The sequence below is a fragment of the Mycolicibacterium chlorophenolicum genome, from assembly GCF_001044235.1.
GTDB lineage: Bacteria > Actinomycetota > Actinomycetes > Mycobacteriales > Mycobacteriaceae > Mycobacterium > Mycobacterium chlorophenolicum.
This window is the reverse complement of sequence record NZ_JYNL01000048.1, coordinates 66,885-83,776: the sequence shown is the minus strand read 5'-3', so window position 1 is coordinate 83,776 and position 16,892 is coordinate 66,885. Positions and strand designations below refer to the sequence as shown.

Annotated in this window: 17 protein-coding genes; 9 read left to right on the top strand and 8 right to left on the bottom strand. The window is 70.2% G+C overall.

The genetic code is table 11. The annotated features are described in order from the left end of the window. Positions 1 to 110 precede the first annotated feature (110 nt). On the top strand, positions 111 to 1,361 hold the full coding sequence (satS, locus tag MCHLDSM_RS19255) for a protein export chaperone SatS (protein ID WP_048471556.1): 1,251 nt from the start codon (positions 111 to 113) through the stop codon (positions 1,359 to 1,361). A 48-nt stretch (positions 1,362 to 1,409) separates the two neighbouring features. On the opposite strand, the gene MCHLDSM_RS19250 is transcribed toward satS, so the two are convergent. From MCHLDSM_RS19250 to MCHLDSM_RS19240, 3 genes are read right to left on the bottom strand one after another with little or no spacing between them, the layout of a single operon-like run. Continuing rightward, the gene (locus MCHLDSM_RS19250) at positions 1,410 to 2,498 is read right to left on the bottom strand and encodes an adenosine deaminase (protein ID WP_048471555.1); all 1,089 of its coding nucleotides are present in this window, start codon (positions 2,496 to 2,498) and stop codon (positions 1,410 to 1,412) included. A gap of 10 nt (positions 2,499 to 2,508) precedes the next feature. After that, positions 2,509 to 3,792 (bottom strand): thymidine phosphorylase, encoded by a 1,284-nt coding sequence (locus MCHLDSM_RS19245; protein ID WP_048471554.1) that lies wholly within the window; start codon positions 3,790 to 3,792, stop codon positions 2,509 to 2,511. Beyond that, positions 3,789 to 4,205 carry a cytidine deaminase gene (locus MCHLDSM_RS19240; RefSeq protein ID WP_048471553.1) on the bottom strand — a complete coding sequence of 139 codons (417 nt, stop codon included), beginning with the start codon at positions 4,203 to 4,205 and terminating at the stop codon, positions 3,789 to 3,791. The genes MCHLDSM_RS19245 and MCHLDSM_RS19240 overlap by 4 nt, the downstream gene beginning before the upstream one ends. A gap of 217 nt (positions 4,206 to 4,422) precedes the next feature. On the opposite strand from MCHLDSM_RS19240, the gene sdhC reads away from it, so the two are divergent. Genes sdhC through MCHLDSM_RS19220 form a run of 4 tightly spaced genes read left to right on the top strand, consistent with a single transcriptional unit; the run spans position 4,423 to position 7,874 of the window. Next, positions 4,423 to 4,851, top strand: a complete 429-nt coding sequence (gene sdhC / locus MCHLDSM_RS19235; protein WP_082168975.1) for a succinate dehydrogenase, cytochrome b556 subunit — start codon at positions 4,423 to 4,425, stop codon at positions 4,849 to 4,851. Next, positions 4,851 to 5,324, top strand: coding sequence for a succinate dehydrogenase hydrophobic membrane anchor subunit (locus tag MCHLDSM_RS19230; protein ID WP_048471552.1), 474 nt, complete (start codon positions 4,851 to 4,853; stop codon positions 5,322 to 5,324). Before sdhC ends, MCHLDSM_RS19230 begins: the two co-directional genes overlap by 1 nt. A 22-nt stretch (positions 5,325 to 5,346) precedes the next feature. Next, a complete protein-coding gene (gene sdhA, locus MCHLDSM_RS19225) occupies positions 5,347 to 7,101 on the top strand; it encodes a succinate dehydrogenase flavoprotein subunit (RefSeq protein WP_048471551.1) in 1,755 nt (584 codons plus the stop codon). A 2-nt stretch (positions 7,102 to 7,103) separates the two neighbouring features. Then, positions 7,104 to 7,874, top strand: coding sequence for a succinate dehydrogenase iron-sulfur subunit (locus tag MCHLDSM_RS19220; RefSeq protein WP_048471550.1), 771 nt, complete (start codon positions 7,104 to 7,106; stop codon positions 7,872 to 7,874). A gap of 49 nt (positions 7,875 to 7,923) precedes the next feature. On the opposite strand, the gene MCHLDSM_RS19215 is transcribed toward MCHLDSM_RS19220, so the two are convergent. Beyond that, a complete protein-coding gene (locus MCHLDSM_RS19215; protein WP_048471549.1) occupies positions 7,924 to 9,015 on the bottom strand; it encodes an AI-2E family transporter in 1,092 nt (363 codons plus the stop codon). 28 nt (positions 9,016 to 9,043) lie between these two features. After that, the gene (locus MCHLDSM_RS19210) at positions 9,044 to 9,904 is read right to left on the bottom strand and encodes an alpha/beta fold hydrolase (protein ID WP_048471548.1); all 861 of its coding nucleotides are present in this window, start codon (positions 9,902 to 9,904) and stop codon (positions 9,044 to 9,046) included. An 85-nt stretch (positions 9,905 to 9,989) separates the two neighbouring features. Here MCHLDSM_RS19210 and MCHLDSM_RS19205 point away from each other — a divergent pair, with 85 nt between their 5' ends. The 3 genes from MCHLDSM_RS19205 to MCHLDSM_RS19195 are packed head-to-tail and all read left to right on the top strand — an operon-like array spanning position 9,990 to position 12,561. After that, positions 9,990 to 10,496, top strand: coding sequence for a CGNR zinc finger domain-containing protein (locus tag MCHLDSM_RS19205; RefSeq protein WP_048471547.1), 507 nt, complete (start codon positions 9,990 to 9,992; stop codon positions 10,494 to 10,496). Positions 10,497 to 10,513: 17 nt separating this feature from the next. Further along, entirely contained in the window at positions 10,514 to 11,332 is an 819-nt protein-coding gene (locus MCHLDSM_RS38170) for a hypothetical protein (protein ID WP_048471546.1), read from the top strand. After that, on the top strand, positions 11,329 to 12,561 hold the full coding sequence (locus MCHLDSM_RS19195; protein WP_234714115.1) for an NRAMP family divalent metal transporter: 1,233 nt from the start codon (positions 11,329 to 11,331) through the stop codon (positions 12,559 to 12,561). Before MCHLDSM_RS38170 ends, MCHLDSM_RS19195 begins: the two co-directional genes overlap by 4 nt. Here the strand turns inward: MCHLDSM_RS19195 and MCHLDSM_RS19190 are convergent. Continuing rightward, the gene (locus MCHLDSM_RS19190; protein WP_048471598.1) at positions 12,545 to 13,777 is read right to left on the bottom strand and encodes a glycosyltransferase; all 1,233 of its coding nucleotides are present in this window, start codon (positions 13,775 to 13,777) and stop codon (positions 12,545 to 12,547) included. The two genes, MCHLDSM_RS19195 and MCHLDSM_RS19190, sit on opposite strands and share 17 nt — an antisense overlap. A gap of 41 nt (positions 13,778 to 13,818) precedes the next feature. Here MCHLDSM_RS19190 and idi point away from each other — a divergent pair, with 41 nt between their 5' ends. Further along, positions 13,819 to 14,364 carry an isopentenyl-diphosphate Delta-isomerase gene (idi, locus tag MCHLDSM_RS19185; protein WP_048471544.1) on the top strand — a complete coding sequence of 182 codons (546 nt, stop codon included), beginning with the start codon at positions 13,819 to 13,821 and terminating at the stop codon, positions 14,362 to 14,364. On the opposite strand, the gene MCHLDSM_RS19180 is transcribed toward idi, so the two are convergent. Together MCHLDSM_RS19180 and MCHLDSM_RS19175 are read right to left on the bottom strand one after the other, a co-directional pair. Next, positions 14,361 to 15,371 (bottom strand): DUF5914 domain-containing protein, encoded by a 1,011-nt coding sequence (locus tag MCHLDSM_RS19180; protein ID WP_048471543.1) that lies wholly within the window; start codon positions 15,369 to 15,371, stop codon positions 14,361 to 14,363. The genes idi and MCHLDSM_RS19180 overlap by 4 nt on opposite strands. Then, positions 15,368 to 16,891: an FAD-dependent oxidoreductase gene (locus MCHLDSM_RS19175; protein ID WP_048471542.1), complete on the bottom strand. Its 1,524-nt coding sequence runs from the start codon at positions 16,889 to 16,891 to the stop codon at positions 15,368 to 15,370. Before MCHLDSM_RS19175 ends, MCHLDSM_RS19180 begins: the two co-directional genes overlap by 4 nt. Position 16,892 lies beyond the last annotated feature (1 nt).

The window sequence follows — 16,892 nt, the reverse complement described above, 5'->3', positions numbered from 1 at the left end:
CCGAGGTGGCTCGGTACCGGTTCACAGCATCGTCGATCCGACGGCGGACACGACAACCTTGCCCCGAACACGTGGCCGGGCTCGCGGGAACGGTCGTTACGCTGTGCCGCATGGCTGCAGACATCGTGCCGATTGGGCTGAGCTTGACCAAGGGCGACGTGTACACGCTGTGGGCACCGCGGTGGCGCGCCGACGGAGACGAATGGGAGGCGTTCCTCGGTAAGGACGAGGATCTTTACGTCTTCGATTCGGTCGCTGATCTGGCGGCGTTCGTCCGCACCAGCACCGACAACGACCTCGTCGACCACCCGGCGTGGGAGAAGCTGACCGAGGCCAACGCGCACATGCTGACGCCCGCCGAGGAGCACTCCTACGACCTCGCCGGCTTCGAGGAGATCCTGTCGAACAAGCCGACCGACGACAGTGTGCGCACGCTGCACCGCGCGCTGGCGGTCGTGTCGTCGATCGGATCGGTGTGCGAGATGCCCGCCGTCACGAAGTTCTTCAACGGCAACCCTGTGCTCGGCACCGTCGGCGGCGGAGCCGAGGCCTACGCCGGGCGCGCCGGGCGCAAGCGGTGGGCCGAGATCGAGAAGATCATCAACCGCGGGTGGGATCCCGTGATCGAGGCGCTCGACGAGATCATCACCAAGCCCGAGGTCGACGCCGCAGCCGTCGAGAAGGCACAGGAGGAACTCGACGCGCCGGCTCCCGAGATCGACGAGGATGCCGTCGTGATCGACGACATCGTCGACACCGAGGAGGAGGCCGACGAGCTGACCGCGGTCGCCGAGACCAAGGTGCTCGGCAGCGACGAGGACTTCTGGGCGCGCGTCGGCATCGACCCCGTCCGGATCATGACCAGCGGCGGCACCTTCTTCACGCTGCGCTGCTACCTCGAGGACCGGCCCATCTTCCTGGGCCGCAACGGCCGCATCAGCGTCTTCGGCTCCGAGCGGGCGCTGGCACGCTACCTCGCCGACGAGCACGACCACGACCTGTCCGACCTGGCCACCTACGACGACATCCGCACCGCCGCCACCGACGGTTCGCTGCGGGTGGAGGTCACCGACGACAACATCTACGTGCTGTCCGGCATCGTCGACGACCTCGCCGAGGGCCCCGACGCACTCGACCACGACCAGCTCGAGCTGGCGGTCGAACTGCTGCGCGACATCGCCGACTACGCCGACGACACCAGCGTGGCGGCCAAGCTCGACAAGAACACCGCGCTGGGCCGGCTGATCTCCTACTCGCTGGACCCGGCGTCGGTGTCGCGTCCGAGCGCGCCGTTCGCCGAGGCCGTCACGCAGTGGGAGTCGTTGGAGCGGTTCGCCGAGTCCCGTCTCCGCCAGGAGTGATTTCGGCGTGGTTGTCGTTGGTGAGCGGCGACGGACACGCCGAAATCGCTAACCGATGAGGACGGCGTAGCGGGGTTTGATGACCTCGTCGATGATCGCCAGCCGCTCGTCGAAGGCGATGAACGCCGACTTCATCGCGTTGATGGTGAACCGCTCGAGATCGCTCCACCCGTAGCCGAACGCCTCCACCAGCCGCAGCATCTCCAGGCTCATCGTGGTGTCACTCATCAGCCGGTTGTCGGTGTTGACGGTCACCCGGAACCGCAGCCGGGCCAGCCGGTCGAACGGATGCTCGGCGATGCTGCCCACCGCGCCGGTCTGCACGTTCGAGCTCGGGCACATCTCGAACGGGACGCGCTTGTCGCGCAGCAGCGACGCCAGCCTGCCCAGGTGCGCGGTGCCGTCCTCGTCGACGGTGATGTCGTCGACGATGCGGACGCCGTGGCCGAGCCGGTCGGCGCCGCAGAACGCGATCGCCTCGTGGATGGACGGCAGCCCGAACGCCTCGCCGGCGTGGATGGTGAAGCGCGCGTTGTTGCTGCGCATGTACTCGAACGCGTCGAGGTGCCGGGTGGGCGGGTAGCCCGCCTCGGCGCCGGCGATGTCGAAGCCCACCACCCCTTTGTCGCGGAACCGGATGGCCAGCGCCGCGATCTCGCGCGAGCGTGCGGCGTGGCGCATCGCCGTGACCAGGCACCGCACCACGATCGTGTGGCCCTGCGCCGCGGCCGCCTTCTCCCCGTCGGCGAACCCGGCCAGCACCGCGTCCACGACGGCGTCCAGCGACAGTCCCCCGTCGATGTGCAGTTCGGGAGCGAACCGGATCTCGGCGTAGACGACGTTGTCGCGGGCCAGGTCCTCGACGCATTCGAACGCGACCCGGTGCAGGGCGTCGGGGGTCTGCATGACGCCGACGGTGTGGGCGAACGGCTCGAGGTAGCGAACCAGCGAGCCGCTGTGCGCGGCGGTGCGGAAGAACGTCGCGAGCGCGTCGACGTCGTGGGCGGGCAGCTGGTCGTAGCCGTACTCCTCGGCCAGGTCGAGCACCGTCTCCGGACGCAGCCCCCCGTCGAGGTGGTCGTGCAGCAGCGCCTTGGGCGCCTGCCGGATGGTCTGCAGCGTCAACGGTGTCGTCATCTGGCTCTCCTCACGTGATCCGGTCGATGATCAGCGGCCGCGTCGGAGGCGCCTGGTCACCCACGCTCCAGGCGCCGTCGAGTTCGGACAGTGCGGAGGCGAAGCGCTCCGGGGTGTCGGTGTAGAGCGTGAAGAGCGCCTCACCGGCGGCGACGGGTTCACCCGGCCTGCGGTGGATGCGCATCCCGGCGCCGAACTGCACGCGCTCACCCGGGGCCGAGCGGCCCGCCCCGAGCCGCCACACCGCCAGTCCCACGGCCATTGCGTCGATGTCTCCCATCGTGCCACCGCGCGGCGCCGTGACGGTCTCACTGTGGGCACCGATCGGCAACGGCGCCTCGAGGTCGCCGCCCTGGGCGGCGATCAGCGCGCGGAACCGGTCCATCGCCGAGCCGTCGCGCAGGGTCTGCGCCGGGTCGACGGCGTCCAGCCCGGCCGCGTCGCACATCTCCCGCGCGAGCGCGACGGTCAGCTCGACGACGTCGTCCGGGCCGCCGCCGGCGAGCACGTCGAGCGACTCGGCGACCTCGACCGCATTGCCGACCGTCCGTCCGAGCGGCACCTCCATGTCGGTCAGCAGCGCCCGGGTCGTCAGCCCGTGCTCGCGGCCGAGGTCGACCATCGTGCGGGCCAGCTCGCGGGACTCGGCCTCGGTGGCGAGGAACGCCCCCGAGCCGACCTTGGTGTCGAGCACCAGCGCCGCGGCGCCCTCCGCGATCTTCTTGCTCATCACCGAGCTCGCGATCAGCGGCAGCGATTCGGTGGTGCCGGTGACGTCGCGCAGCGCGTAGATCTTGCGGTCCGCGGGGGCCAGCTCGCCGGCGGCGAAGATGGCCGCCCCGATCTCGCGGAGTTGTTGGCGGATTTGGATTTTCGTGATCTCGGCGGTGAAGCCCGCGATGGACTCGAGCTTGTCGAGGGTGCCCCCGGTGTGGCCCAGGCCGCGTCCGGCGGCCTGCGGAACCGCACCCCCGCAAGCCATCACGACCGGTACCAGCGGGATGGTGATCTTGTCCCCGACCCCGCCGGTGGAGTGTTTGTCCACGGTCGGGCGACCGACGTCGGAGAAGTCGAACCGCTCCCCCGACGCCACCATCGCGGCGGTCCAGCGCGCGATCTCGTGCCCGGACATCCCGCGCAGGAAGATCGCCATCAGCAGTGCCGCCATCTGACCGTCGGTCACCCGGTCGTGGGTGTAGGCGTCGATCACCCAGTCGATCGCCGCGTCGGACAGGACCCCGCCGTCGCGCTTGGTCCGGATGACGGTGGGGGCGTCGAAGGTGTTCTGGGTCACGGTGTTTCCTCGCTCGCCGCGCGGGCCAGATCGTCGGGTCCGAACGCGTCGGGCAGCAGCTGCCGCAGCGGCCGGGGTCCCGAGGGGTGGTCGATGAGCATGTCCGGTCCGCCGTGCTCGAGGAGCACCTGCCGGCACCGGCCACATGGCATCAGCAGCTCCCCGTCAGGCCCCACGCACGACAGCGCGACCAGCCGTCCGCCGCCTCCGGAGGCCAGGGCGCAGACCACTGCGCACTCCGCACAGAGACCCAGGCCATATGAGACATTTTCCACATTGCATCCGGTCACTATTCGGTAATCGTCGACCAGCGCGGCTGCTCCGACCCGAAACCGCGAGTAGGGCGCGTAGGCATGCTTGGATACGTCGATAGCGTTGCGGCGCAACGCATCCCAGTTGATTTCGATGGTCACGTCAGGCCCTTTCGGCCGGTTCTGAATCCATTCCGAACCCCTCGATTCCGGACCGGCAGTATCAGATAGGACACCCTAATTTCGGCCGCTGGACGAGGGCATACGCCCACACGCTAGTTCGTTCAACAGTACAAAGGAGATTAGAGTCGCCCCGAGGTTGGAGATTCGTGTCCACGGGCAGATCTCCGGGCGTCCACCGATGGCGTTGGAGGGTCACATGAGTACGGCGACATCATCAGAATCCGGCATAGCGGCACCGCGCTCGCAGCCGTCCCGCCGGCGCACCCTGTACCGCGGCGATCCCGCGATGTGGTCGTGGGTGCTGCACCGCATCTCCGGTGCCTCGATCTTCTTCTTCCTGTTCGTCCACGTGACCGACACCGCGCTGGTGCGGGTCAGCCCGCAGGCCTACAACGAGATCATCGAGACCTACAAGACGCCGATCATCGGTCTGATGGAGATCGGTCTCGTCGCGGCCGTGCTCTATCACGCGCTCAACGGCATCCGGGTGATCCTGATCGACTTCTGGTCCGAGGGCCCGCGCCACCAACGCAAGATGCTGTGGGTGGTGGCTGGCGTCTTCATCGCCGTCCTGATCGCCTCGGTCGGCGTCATCGGCATGCATATGGCGGAGAGGTTCCTCTGATGCCCGAGAACCCCTACGACCACATCAGTGACCGCGGCGGCAACGCGCCGGTGCTGCAGCGCAGCCACGACCGGCCGGCCAGCCTGGACAACCCGCGCGCACCGCGGCGCGCCGGCGGGATGCCGAACTTCGAGAAGTACGCCTGGCTGTTCATGCGGTTCTCGGGGCTCGTGCTCGTGTTCCTGGCCCTCGGGCACCTGTTCATCATGTTGATGTGGGACGGCGGCGTCTACCGCATCGACTTCAATTACGTCGCGCAGCGGTGGTCCTCGCCGTTCTGGCAGACCTGGGATCTGCTGCTGCTGTGGCTGGCCCAGCTGCACGGCGGCAACGGCATGCGCACGATCATCGCCGACTACAGCCGCAAGGACTCGACCAAGTTCTGGCTGAACACGCTGTTGGCACTGTCGATGGCGTTCACGCTGGTGCTCGGCACCTACGTGCTGCTGACGTTCGACGCGTCCATCTCTTGATCTCATCCGGCAGGGAGTGACTGTGATTACCGAACATCGCTACGACGTGGTGATCGTCGGCGCCGGCGGCGCCGGCATGCGCGCCGCCGTGGAGGCCGGGCCGCGGGTCCGCACCGCGGTGCTCACCAAGCTGTACCCGACCCGCTCGCACACCGGCGCGGCACAGGGCGGCATGTGCGCCGCACTGGCCAACGTCGAAGAGGACAACTGGGAGTGGCACACCTTCGACACCGTCAAGGGCGGTGACTACCTGGCCGACCAGGACGCCGTCGAGATCATGGCCAAGGAGGCCATCGACGCGGTGCTCGACCTGGAGAAGATGGGGATGCCGTTCAACCGCACCCCCGAGGGCCGCATCGACCAGCGCCGCTTCGGCGGGCACACCCGCGACCACGGCAAGGCCCCGGTGCGGCGCGCGTGTTACGCCGCCGACCGCACCGGCCACATGATCCTGCAGACGCTGTACCAGAACTGCGTCAAGCACGACGTCGAGTTCTTCAACGAGTTCTACGCACTCGACATCGCGATGACCGAGACGCCATCGGGCCCGGTGGCCACCGGCGTCATCGCCTACGAACTGGCCACCGGTGACATCCACGTCTTCCACGCCAAGGCGATCGTGTTCGCCACCGGCGGCTCCGGCCGGATGTACAAGACCACGTCGAACGCGCACACGCTCACCGGCGACGGCCTGGGCATTGTCTTCCGCAAGGGACTTCCGTTGGAGGACATGGAGTTCCACCAGTTCCACCCGACGGGTCTGGCGGGCCTGGGCATCCTGATCTCCGAAGCCGTGCGCGGCGAGGGCGGCCGCCTACTCAACGGCGAGGGCGAGCGGTTCATGGAGCGCTACGCGCCCACGATCGTCGACCTCGCGCCCCGCGACATCGTGGCCCGTTCGATGGTGCTCGAGGTGCTCGAAGGCCGCGGCGCCGGGCCGAACAAGGACTACGTCTACATCGACGTGCGCCACCTCGGCGAGGACGTGCTCGAGGCCAAGCTGCCCGACATCACCGAGTTCGCCCGCACCTACCTGGGCGTCGACCCGGTCAAGGAACTGGTGCCCGTCTACCCCACGTGCCACTACGTGATGGGCGGCATCCCGACCACCGTCAACGGTCAGGTGCTCCGGGACAACACGACCGTCGTGCCGGGCCTCTACGCCGCCGGCGAGTGCGCGTGCGTGTCCGTGCACGGTGCCAACCGGCTGGGCACCAACTCGCTGCTCGACATCAACGTGTTCGGCCGCCGCGCCGGCATCGCCGCCGCGAATTACGCACTCGGACACGACTTCGTCGACATGCCGGACAAGCCCGCCGAGATGGTGGTCGGCTGGGTCGGCGACATCCTCTCCGAGCACGGCAACGAGCGCGTCGCCGACATCCGCGGTGCCCTGCAGCAGTCGATGGACAACAACGCCGCGGTGTTCCGCACCGAGGAGACGCTCAAGCAGGCGCTCACCGACATCCACGCGCTCAAGGAGCGGTACGCGCGGATCACGGTGCAGGACAAGGGCAAGCGGTACAACAGCGACCTGCTCGAGGCGATCGAGCTCGGCTTCCTGCTCGAGCTCGCCGAGGTGACGGTCGTCGGTGCGCTCAACCGCAAGGAGTCGCGCGGCGGGCACGCCCGCGAGGACTACCCCAACCGCGACGACACCAACTACATGCGCCACACCATGGCGTACAAGGAAGGAACGGACCTGCTCAGCGACATCCGGCTCGACTACAAGCCGGTGGTCCAGACGCGGTACGAGCCGATGGAACGGAAGTACTGATCATGAGCGCACCAGTTCTCGACAAGCAGGACACCCCGCCCGTTCCCGAGGGCGCGGTGATGGTGACCCTGAAGATCGCGCGGTTCAACCCCGAGGCGCCCGACGACGCGGGCTGGCAGAGCTTTCGGGTGCCGTGTCTGCCGAGCGACCGGCTGCTCAACCTGCTGCACTACGTGAAGTGGTACCTCGACGGCACGTTGACGTTCCGCCGGTCGTGCGCCCACGGGGTGTGCGGGTCGGATGCGATGCGGATCAACGGCGTGAACCGGTTGGCGTGCAAGGTGCTGATGCGCGACATGCTGCCGAAGAACCCGAACAAGCAGCTCACCATCACGATCGAGCCGATCCGCGGCCTGCCGGTGGAGAAGGACCTCGTCGTCGACATGGAGCCGTTCTTCGACGCCTACCGGGCGATCAAGCCGTACCTGATCACGTCGGGTAACCAGCCCACCCGCGAGCGCATCCAGAGCCAGACCGACCGCGCCCGCTACGACGACACCACCAAGTGCATCCTGTGCGCCTGCTGCACCACCAGCTGCCCGGTGTACTGGAGCGAGGGGTCCTACTTCGGCCCCGCGGCGATCGTCAACGCGCACCGGTTCATCTTCGACAGCCGTGACGAGGGTGCGGCCGAGCGCCTCGACATCCTCAACGACGTCGACGGGGTGTGGCGCTGCCGCACGACGTTCAACTGCACCGAGGCCTGCCCGCGCGGCATCGAGGTGACCAAGGCGATCCAAGAGGTCAAGCGCGCGTTGATGTTCGCGCGCTAGGCGATTTCGGCGTGCGAAGTAGCGCTCAGCGCTACCCAGCACGCCGAAATCACGCGTCGCGGGTGCGCTCGGCCACCTGTTCGTCGTAGTACCGCAGGATCACGGCCACGGCGGCGGCCACCGGCACCGCGAGGAACGCCCCGATCACGCCGAACGTCGAGGCGCCCAGCGTCACCGCGAGCAGCACGATCACCGCGTGCAGCTTCATCGACTTCGCCTGCAGCCACGGCTGCAGCACGTTGCCCTCGAGCTGCTGCACCGCCACGATGATCGCCAGCACGATCAGCGCGTTCACCGGACCGTTGGCGACCAACGCGATCAGCACCGCCAGCCCGCCGGCGACGAACGCGCCGACGATCGGCACGAAACCACCGATGAACGTCAGGATCGCCAGCGCGTAGGCCAACGGCACCCCGAGGATCACCAACCCGATCCCGATCAGCACCGCGTCGATCAGGCTGACGATGGCCTGCGTTCGGATGAACCCGCCGAGAGTGGCCCACACCCGCTCGAGGATCGTCGCGACGTGCGGCGCCGCGGGCAGCCCTACGGTGCGGCGCAGCCACGGGAGGAAGCCGGGCCCGTCCTTGAGCAGGAAGAAGGTGACCACCACCGCGGTGAAGAAGGTGACAAGCGCCGATGTGGCGGCACCGACGCCGGTGAACAGTCCTGACGCGATCTTGGCGCTGCTGGAGTTCAGGGTGTCGTTGATCGCGTCGACCGCCGAATTCAGTTGCGCGTCACTGATGTTCAGCGGCGGCCCGTCCAGCCAGTCCCGCACCTGCACGACGCCGGCGGTGGCCTGCTCGGCCAGCTCGGCGGCCTGGTCGACGATCGCGGGCGCGACCGCGGCGATGACACCCGCCACCACGACGATCGCCGCGGTGAGCACCAGCAGAACCGCGACCGCCGGCGGGACGCCTCTGCCGCGCAGCCAGCGCACGGGCGGCCACAGCACCGTGCACGCGATCAGCGCCAGCACCACCGGCAGCAGGACCACCCACGTCTTGCCCACCACCCAGGACAGCACCCACAGCGCCGCGGCGACCGCGACGAGTTGCACCGCCGCGGTCGCCGCCGACCTCAGGTGCGCGCTGTAGATCGGCCCTCGACGCGTGACGTCCGTGGTGTTGTCCTGCACCAGCCCTTTCTACCCAACGCTGCGGATTTCACCGCCAACGACGGGCGAGGAAGTCGCGGATCAGCGCCGTCACCTCGGGCAGGTCGCTCTCGAGCAGGAAGTGCCCGCCGTCGCGCAGATGGATCTCCGGGTCGACGGCGTCCTCGGCGAACGCGCGGGCACCGTCCGGGCCGAAGAACGGATCCTTGTCACCCCAGACCGCCAGCAGCGGAACCGAACTCGTGCGCAGGTAGTCGTGCAGGGCGGGATAGAGCCGGGGATTGCTCGCGTAGTCCAGGAACAGCGCGAGCTGGATCGCGTCGTTGCCGGGACGCGACAGCAGCGCGTAGTCGTGGTGCCAGGTGTCGGGACTGACGACGCTCGGGTCGGGCACGCCCGCGACGTACTGCATCCGGGTGGCCTCGAAGGACAGGAACTGCCGCAGCAACCCGGCTGTCTCCGGGGTCTGCTCGCGCTGGTAGTTCCACACGGCCTCCCAGCCCTCGGGGACGAAGCCCGCGTCGTAGCCGTTGCCGTTCTGCGTGATGATCGCGGTGACGGCCTGCGGATCGCGCAGTGCCAGCCGCCACCCCACCGGGGCGCCGTAGTCCTGCACGTACATCGCGTACGTCGTCACCCCGAGTTGGGCGAGCAGTCCGGCGGTCAGGTCGGCCAGGGCGTCGAAGGTGTAGTGGAACTCCTCGACCGGCGGCGCGTCGGAGTATCCGAACCCCAGGTAGTCGGGCGCGATGACGCGGTAGCGGTCGGCCAACTCCGGAATCAGGTCGCGGAACATGAACGAGCTGGTGGGAAAGCCGTGCAGCAGCACGATGACCGGAGCGTCCGGGCGGCCCGCCTCGCGGTAGAAGATCTCGCGGCCGGCCACGGTGGCGTAGCGGTGGTGGACCATGACTAACTCCCTTTTGACTTTTTGATGGTTATTCCAGTGAACCCCGCTGCGGTGTAACCTGTCAACAGGAGTTTGGAGGTTAGTCATGGATCTGTACGCGGCGACCGCGCGCGACGAAGCGCTGCTGCTCGACCTGCTCAACACCACGCCGGTCATCGACGGCACCGCCACCGACCTGCTCCCCGACCTCGCCACCGCCGCTGCGTGGCTGGCGGACCACGACGTCGCCGCCACCGACGACGAACTCGCCGACCTGGTCGCCGCCCGCCAGGAGCTGCAGGCCGTCGTCCGCGGTGACCGCACCCCGTCGGCGCTGCAGCCCTTCCTCGACCGCGTCCGCCTGCACCCCGTCGCCACCGAGAGCGGCATCGACTGGCGGCTGACCGACGCCACCGGCGCCGCCAGGGCCGTCCTCGCCTGGGACGGCCTGCGCATCACCGGCCCCGGGCGGCTCCGGCCCTGCGCCAACGACGAGTGCCGGCTCTTCCTGATCGACCGCAGCAAGCCGAACACCGCCCGGTGGTGTTCGATGGCGATCTGCGGCAACCGGATGAAAGCACGTCGTCACTACCGGCGTACCCACGCGGTCTGATCCTGCATGCTGCTCAGGTGCTGTTGCTGAGCCAGGTGACCGGGACCGCCGTCCACGGGCCCGACGGGAGGCCGGTCGGTCGCATCCGCGACCTGACGGTCAGCCTGGCCGACCCGAACCCCCTGCCGCTGATCGACCGCGTGCTGATCCGGCCGTCGCACCCGCCGGACCTGCTGGTGCCGTGGTCAACGGTGTCGGCGGTGCAGCAGGGTGCGCTGTCGGTCGCCGCCGATCCGGCCGGCTACGCGATCGGAGCGGTGTCCGCCGCCCTCGACGACGACGAGATCCTGCTGGGACGCGACGTCCTCGACACGCAGATCGTCGACATCGGGGAACAGCGGCTGGCCCGGGTCGCCGACGTGGTGCTCGCCCGCACGCCCGACGGGCACGTGGAGGTCGTCGGTGTCGAGGTCGGGTTCGGCGCGGTGCTGCGGCGGCTCGGCCTGCGCCGGCTCGCCGCCCGCGCCGGTCGGGACGCCGTCGCCTGGAGCGATCTGCATCTGACCTCCGAACGCGGCCACGCGGTGCAACTCGCCACGCCGCGCTCCGCGGTGCACCACCTCGACGCTCGCGCGCTCGCCACGCTGGTGAGCCGGCTGGACACCGATGCGGCCACCGAGGTGCTCACCGCGCGGGATCCGCACGCGGCCGCCGAGGTGGTCCGCGCCGGCCCCGCCGCCGTCGGCGAGCGGGTGCTGCGGGCGCTGCCCGGCACCACTGCCGAGCAGATCGTCGCCGCCATGCCCGCCGAGCACGCCCGTCACTGGCGCCGCCGGCTCGCCCGCCCCCGCGCCCGGCGGTTCCTGCGCTCGCATGTCTGGCCGCGCCGCGCGTGACCCGACGCAGAGGTCTGGCCCTCGGCGGGCTGATGGCCGTCGTCGGCCCGGGGCTGCTGGCCGGGCTGTCCGACGACGACCCGGCGGGCATCACCACGTACTCGGTGCTCGGCGCCGACCACGGCTATCAGCTGCTGTGGGTGCTGCTGCTGTCGACCGTCGCGCTGGTGATGTTCCACGGGCTGGCGGCCCGCATGGGCGTGGTCACCGGCCAGGGGCTGATCGGCCTGGTGCGTCAGCGCTACGGCGTGCGGGTGGGCGGCACGGTGCTGATCGCCCTGGTGATCGCCAACATCGGCACCACGTGTGCCGAATTCGCCGGTATCGCAGCCGGTTTCGAACTGTTCGGGATCAGCCGCTACATCAGCGTGCCCGCCACCGCGGTGATCGTGTCGATGCTGGTGCTGCGCGGCGGTTTTCACCGTGTCGAGCACGTGCTGCTGGCGTTGTCGACGGTGTTCCTGGCCTACATCGCCTCCGGGATACTCGCCCGGCCGGACTGGGGTGCCGCGGCGAAGGGGCTGGTGGTGCCCAGCATGCCGATGAACGGCGCGACGATCGCGATCGTGACCGCGACCGTCGGGACGACGCTGGCGCCCTGGGGGTTGTCGTTCATCCAGTCCTATGCGGTCGACAAGAAGTTGCGCACCGAGGATCTGAGGCTCGAGCGCATCGACGTGGTGACCGGGGCGGTGCTCACCGGCGTGATCGGCTTCTTCGTCGTGGTGGCGTGCGCCGCGACGCTGCACCGGGAGGGCCGCTCGATCACCGACGCCGCCGACGCCGCGGTCGCGCTGCAGCCGCTGGCCGGCGACACCGCCGCCACGCTGTTCGCCGTCGGCCTGATCTGTGCGGCGCTGCTGGCCGCCTCGGTGCTGCCCCTGTCGACGGCGTACTCGGTGTGCGAATACGCCGGCGCCGAAGCGGCGCTGGACGATCCGATCCGTGAGGCGCGGACGTTCTACGTGTCCTTCGGTCTGGTGACCGCGCTGGGCGCGGTGGCCGTGCTCATCCCGGGCGCGCCGCTGGTGACGATCCTGGTGGGTACGCAGGTCCTCAATGCCGTGCTCTTGATACCGCTGCTGATCGCGATGATCGGCACCGGCCGGGACCGGGACCTGATGGGCGAGTTCACGATCGGCCGCGCAGCCACCGTCGCCTACGGCATCACGACGGCGGTGGTGTTGGTGTGCGTGGAGGTGCTGGCAGTGGTCACGATCGCCGGGTGAGGTGCGACTCGACGATGTCGGCGCCGCGGCGCACGCCGCCCGTGGCGGCGAAGCCGGCGGCGACAGCCTGCGCACCCGCCGTCATCGTCATCGCCGCGCCGATCGCCTCCCGCAGTCGCGGGACGCTGAGCCGGCGGGCCGGCAGCCGGGTGCCGCACCGCGCGACCTGCACCCGGCGCGCCACCTCGAACTGATCGCGGCCGAAAGGCACGGCGCAGACCGGGATCCCCCGACCCAGCGCCTTCTGCGTGACGCCCATACCGCCGTGGGTGACCACGCACACCGCGCGCTCGAGCACCGCCGAATGCGGGACGAACCGCGCCATCGTGACCCCGCGCCGGGTCTGCACCGCGTCGGCGTCGCCGGCCGGGCTGGTCGCGACCACGTGCACCGGTTGGCCGTCGAGCGCGTCGATCGTGGCGCGGATCAGCGCCTCGTCGGCCTGGCGCACCGACGACGTCGTCACCAGCACCACCGGCAGGTCGATGTCGTCGAGCCAGGCCGGAGGCCGCTGCAGCGGCGGATCGAAGGCCGCGGGACCGATCATCGACGCCGAGGCGCCCCAGTCGGTGTGCTCGTACTCGAACGGCTTGCCGGTGGCCACCAACAGGCCGGGCGCCCGGCGCAACAGGTCGTCGGCCGAGCGCAGCGGCGCCAGCCCCAGCGCCTCGCGCACCGGACGCATGCCCCGGGCGAGCGGCCGGTCGAACAGCGGCACGGTGACCAGCCCGATGCCCCAGTCCCGCACCCGGCCCACCGGGCCCCGCATCGGCGCCGCGCCCGCGCCGAACGGCGGCGACCCCGGCGAGCGCAGATACGGCACGAATGGGGACAACACCACCCACGGCCGCGTCTGCGCCTCGGCCGCCGCCATCGCGCCCCAGCAGTTCGCGTCGAGCACCATCACGTCCGGCTCGACGTCGCGCACCGCCACCTGGAAATCCCCCACCTCCAGCACAGCGCGCCGGGTCAGCACCTCGACGGTGCTGGCGACCGACCGCATCATCGAATCGGTGAACGGGTCGATGCTCTGCAGCGCCTCGATCCCCGGATGCACCGGGGCCGCGGTGAACCCCAGCTCGCGGGCCAGGTCGACGCCCGCGGCCAGCGTCCGGAGGTGCACCTGGTGCCCGCGGGACGCCAACTCCGTCAGCAGGGCACAGAACGGGAACAGGTGCCCCAGGGCGGGCGAGGTGTAGGCCAGCACTACCGCCACGGCGCACCGATCCACACCGGGAGCGGCGCCGAATGCCTGTCATGGCGTCTGCGAACACCGCTGAACTGGTCGTCCTGGTCGACGAGGAAGGCCGACCCATCGGCTCGGCCGACAAGATCGGGGTCCACCACGAGTCCACGCCGCTCCACCTGGCGTTCTCCTGCTACCTGTTCGACCAGGCGGGCAACGTGCTGCTGACCCGGCGGGCCCTGCACAAGCGCACGTTCCCCGGCATCTGGACGAACTCCTGCTGCGGCCATCCCGCGCCGGACGAGTCGATGGCCGACGCGGTGCAGCGCCGCGTGCGCGAGGAACTCGGGGTCGGCATCGCCGACCTGGAGTGCGTGCTGCCCGATTTCCGCTACTACGCGGTGGCCGCCGACGGCGTGGTGGAGAACGAACTGTGCCCGGTGTACCGCGGCCGCGTCGAAGGTCCGGTGCGCGCCGACCCGGCCGAGGTCATGGACTACGAGTGGGTGCCGTGGGAGCAGGCCTGCAGCGCGGCCCGCCTGCCGTGGGCGATCAGTCCCTGGGCGGTCGAACAGATCCCGCTGCTCGAGGCGGCCGGCGTCGGACAACGCACCTAGTTCCTCAGCTCGAAGAGTCGCTCGGCGTAGGCCAGGTCGTCGCGCCACAGCTTGGTGGCGGCGCGCCGCATCAGAGGCCGGATCAGCGGTGCGGCCACCAGCCCCTTGCCGAAGTGGGTGCGATCGGAGTGGGCGATCACCGCTTCGACGACCGCAGTCCTGGGCCGGCCGTCGGGCCCGGGGCCGAGCGGGGTGGCGTGGGTCTCGACCACACTGCCCTGGCCCTCACCCTCGATGATGCGCATCGACACGGTGCGCGGACCCGGTGTGGTGAACTCCGCGATCACCGGGACGCCGAGACGGCCGATGCGGAACGTGACGTCGACGACGAAGCGGTCGAGCGCGTCGGGCAGGTCGTCGTCGGCGGGCGGAGCGCTGAGCACCTTGAGCTGGGTGAACGAGTACGGATGGAACCACGCGCCGTGCCACGGGTCGAGCCGGTTGGAGACGACGTCGCCGGGCTCGCACACGCCCTCGAGCCGGGTGACCGCCGAGATCGCGGGTTCGCCGGGACGCGGCATCGGCGGCGGCGCATCGGCGGGCGCGACGCCCGCGGGATCGGCGTGCTCGTCGAGGCGCACCCAGCACAGCACCCCGTCGTCGTGCGCCGGATACGGCTTCCATGTCCCGTGCCTGCGCTCCCCCAGCCTCAGACCGTGCCACGGGCAGACCAGGGTTCCGCACTCGACCGGGGCCGTCGCCAGGTCGGCGCCCAGGTGCGGGCAGGCCCGCGGGGCGACCAGCAGCCCGCCGTCGGCGCCCCGCCACGCCACCAGCTCCCGTCCGGCCACCGTGGTGCCCAGCGCCGAGTCGCTGACCGAGGAGCTCGCGGCGAACGCGAACCAGTTGCCGCCCGGTTTGCGCTGCGCGCGCCGCAGCGCCGCGGAGATCAGCGCGGGATTGGCGTCGGCGTAGGTCGGTGTCTGCGCCGCCCAGTCGATCGCCGGAAGCACCTCGAACGGCCACGCCGCGGCCAGCCTGCCGCGCCACCCCGTCTGCTCGCTCACCGGCCCGCACCTCCGCCCGTCGTCGCCAGCCGGCGCAGCAGCGCCGAGCGTCCCTGGTTGGGCACCGTGTGCAGCGGATGTCCCGCCAGCCCGAAGCGGCCCAGCAGCTCGTTGGCCGCGGCCCACCCCGTCGTCGCGGCGCGTTCCATCAGCGCGACGGGCAGATCGATGCGAATTCCGTCACCCGCCAACATGATCCGCGGATCCGGTGTGCGGACGGTGGGACGGTCGGCGAAGTCGCCGGGCGCGAACCGCGGGCAGTCGCCGCGATGCAGCAGCCGCTCGTGGACGATGGAGGCATCCATCGTTTCAGGGTAGAGCTCGTGCATGCGCGCGATCAGCCCGTCCCGGACCGTGTCGAGCGGGTCGGTCACCGAGTAGGCGTGCAGTTCGACGACCGAGCCGCCCGTGCGGGCCGCCCACTGCGCGGCCTCCCGTTCATAGCGTTCCACCACGCTGACATTGTCCAGCGGCTCCCGCCCGCCCGTCCCGACGAACGCGGCGCGGTCTGCCCGTACGGGGCGGTCCAGCCACAGCCGCAGCACCACGAACGGCGGTGCGGTGCCCATCCCGGCGACCCGGCCGCGCCACGGGGCGTCGCCCAGCCAGGGTGAGGCCGCCACGACTCGACGCAGCCCGGCGACGTCGGTGGCCAGCACCACACCGTCGGCGGGCAGCCGGTCCGTCGCCGTCGTCACCGCGACCCCGCCGTCGTCGGTCAGGGCGTCCACCGCCGCGCCGGTGTGGAAGGTGACCCCGCGGCCCTGGAGGTAGTCGCGCAGCGGATCCCACAGTGCCACATCGAAATTGGCGTTTGCGACGTCGAAGATGAGCCCCTCGCTGGAGCCCAGGAAGTAGATGTGGAACATCGTGACGAGCTCACCGGCCGACAGCGCCTCGGGCCGGGCGAAGAAGCTGCGCGCGAACACCTCGAACGCCAGGTGCCGCGCGGCGTCGGGGAAGTTGATGTCACGCAGGAACCTCGCGGCGTCACGGTCGTCGAGCAGCCGGTAGGTGTCGGGCACCGACACCGTCGCCAGCGGCGCCGCCGCCTTCGCGTCGAGACGGATCAGGTCGCGCAGCCGGAAGGTGGGACTGCGCAGCGCGAACGCCAGCGCGTTCAGCGGCGGCGTCTGGGGCAGCCCACGGAACGTGTCCCGGCGCCCGGCGCCGTCGATCAGCGGGTAGTCCTCGACCGGCGTCAGCGCAGCCAGGGCGGGATCAGCGCGCCGCAGCAGCGCACGCAGGTTGTAGTACTGCCGGAAGAATGCGTGGAAGCCGCGGTTCATCCCGGTCTGCGAGCCGTCGGACAGCGTCTCGGTCCAGCCGCCCACCCGGCCGCCCAGATAGTCGCACTGCTCCACGACGTCGACGGCGACGCCGCGTTCGGCCAGCCCGGTGGCGGCGGCCAGGCCGGCGATGCCGGCTCCGACCACGACGACACGGGGCCGTTCACCGTGCCCGTTGACCGCGCTGCGCCCGGGATGCCCGGGCCACGTCTGACGGCGCGGATCGGTCATG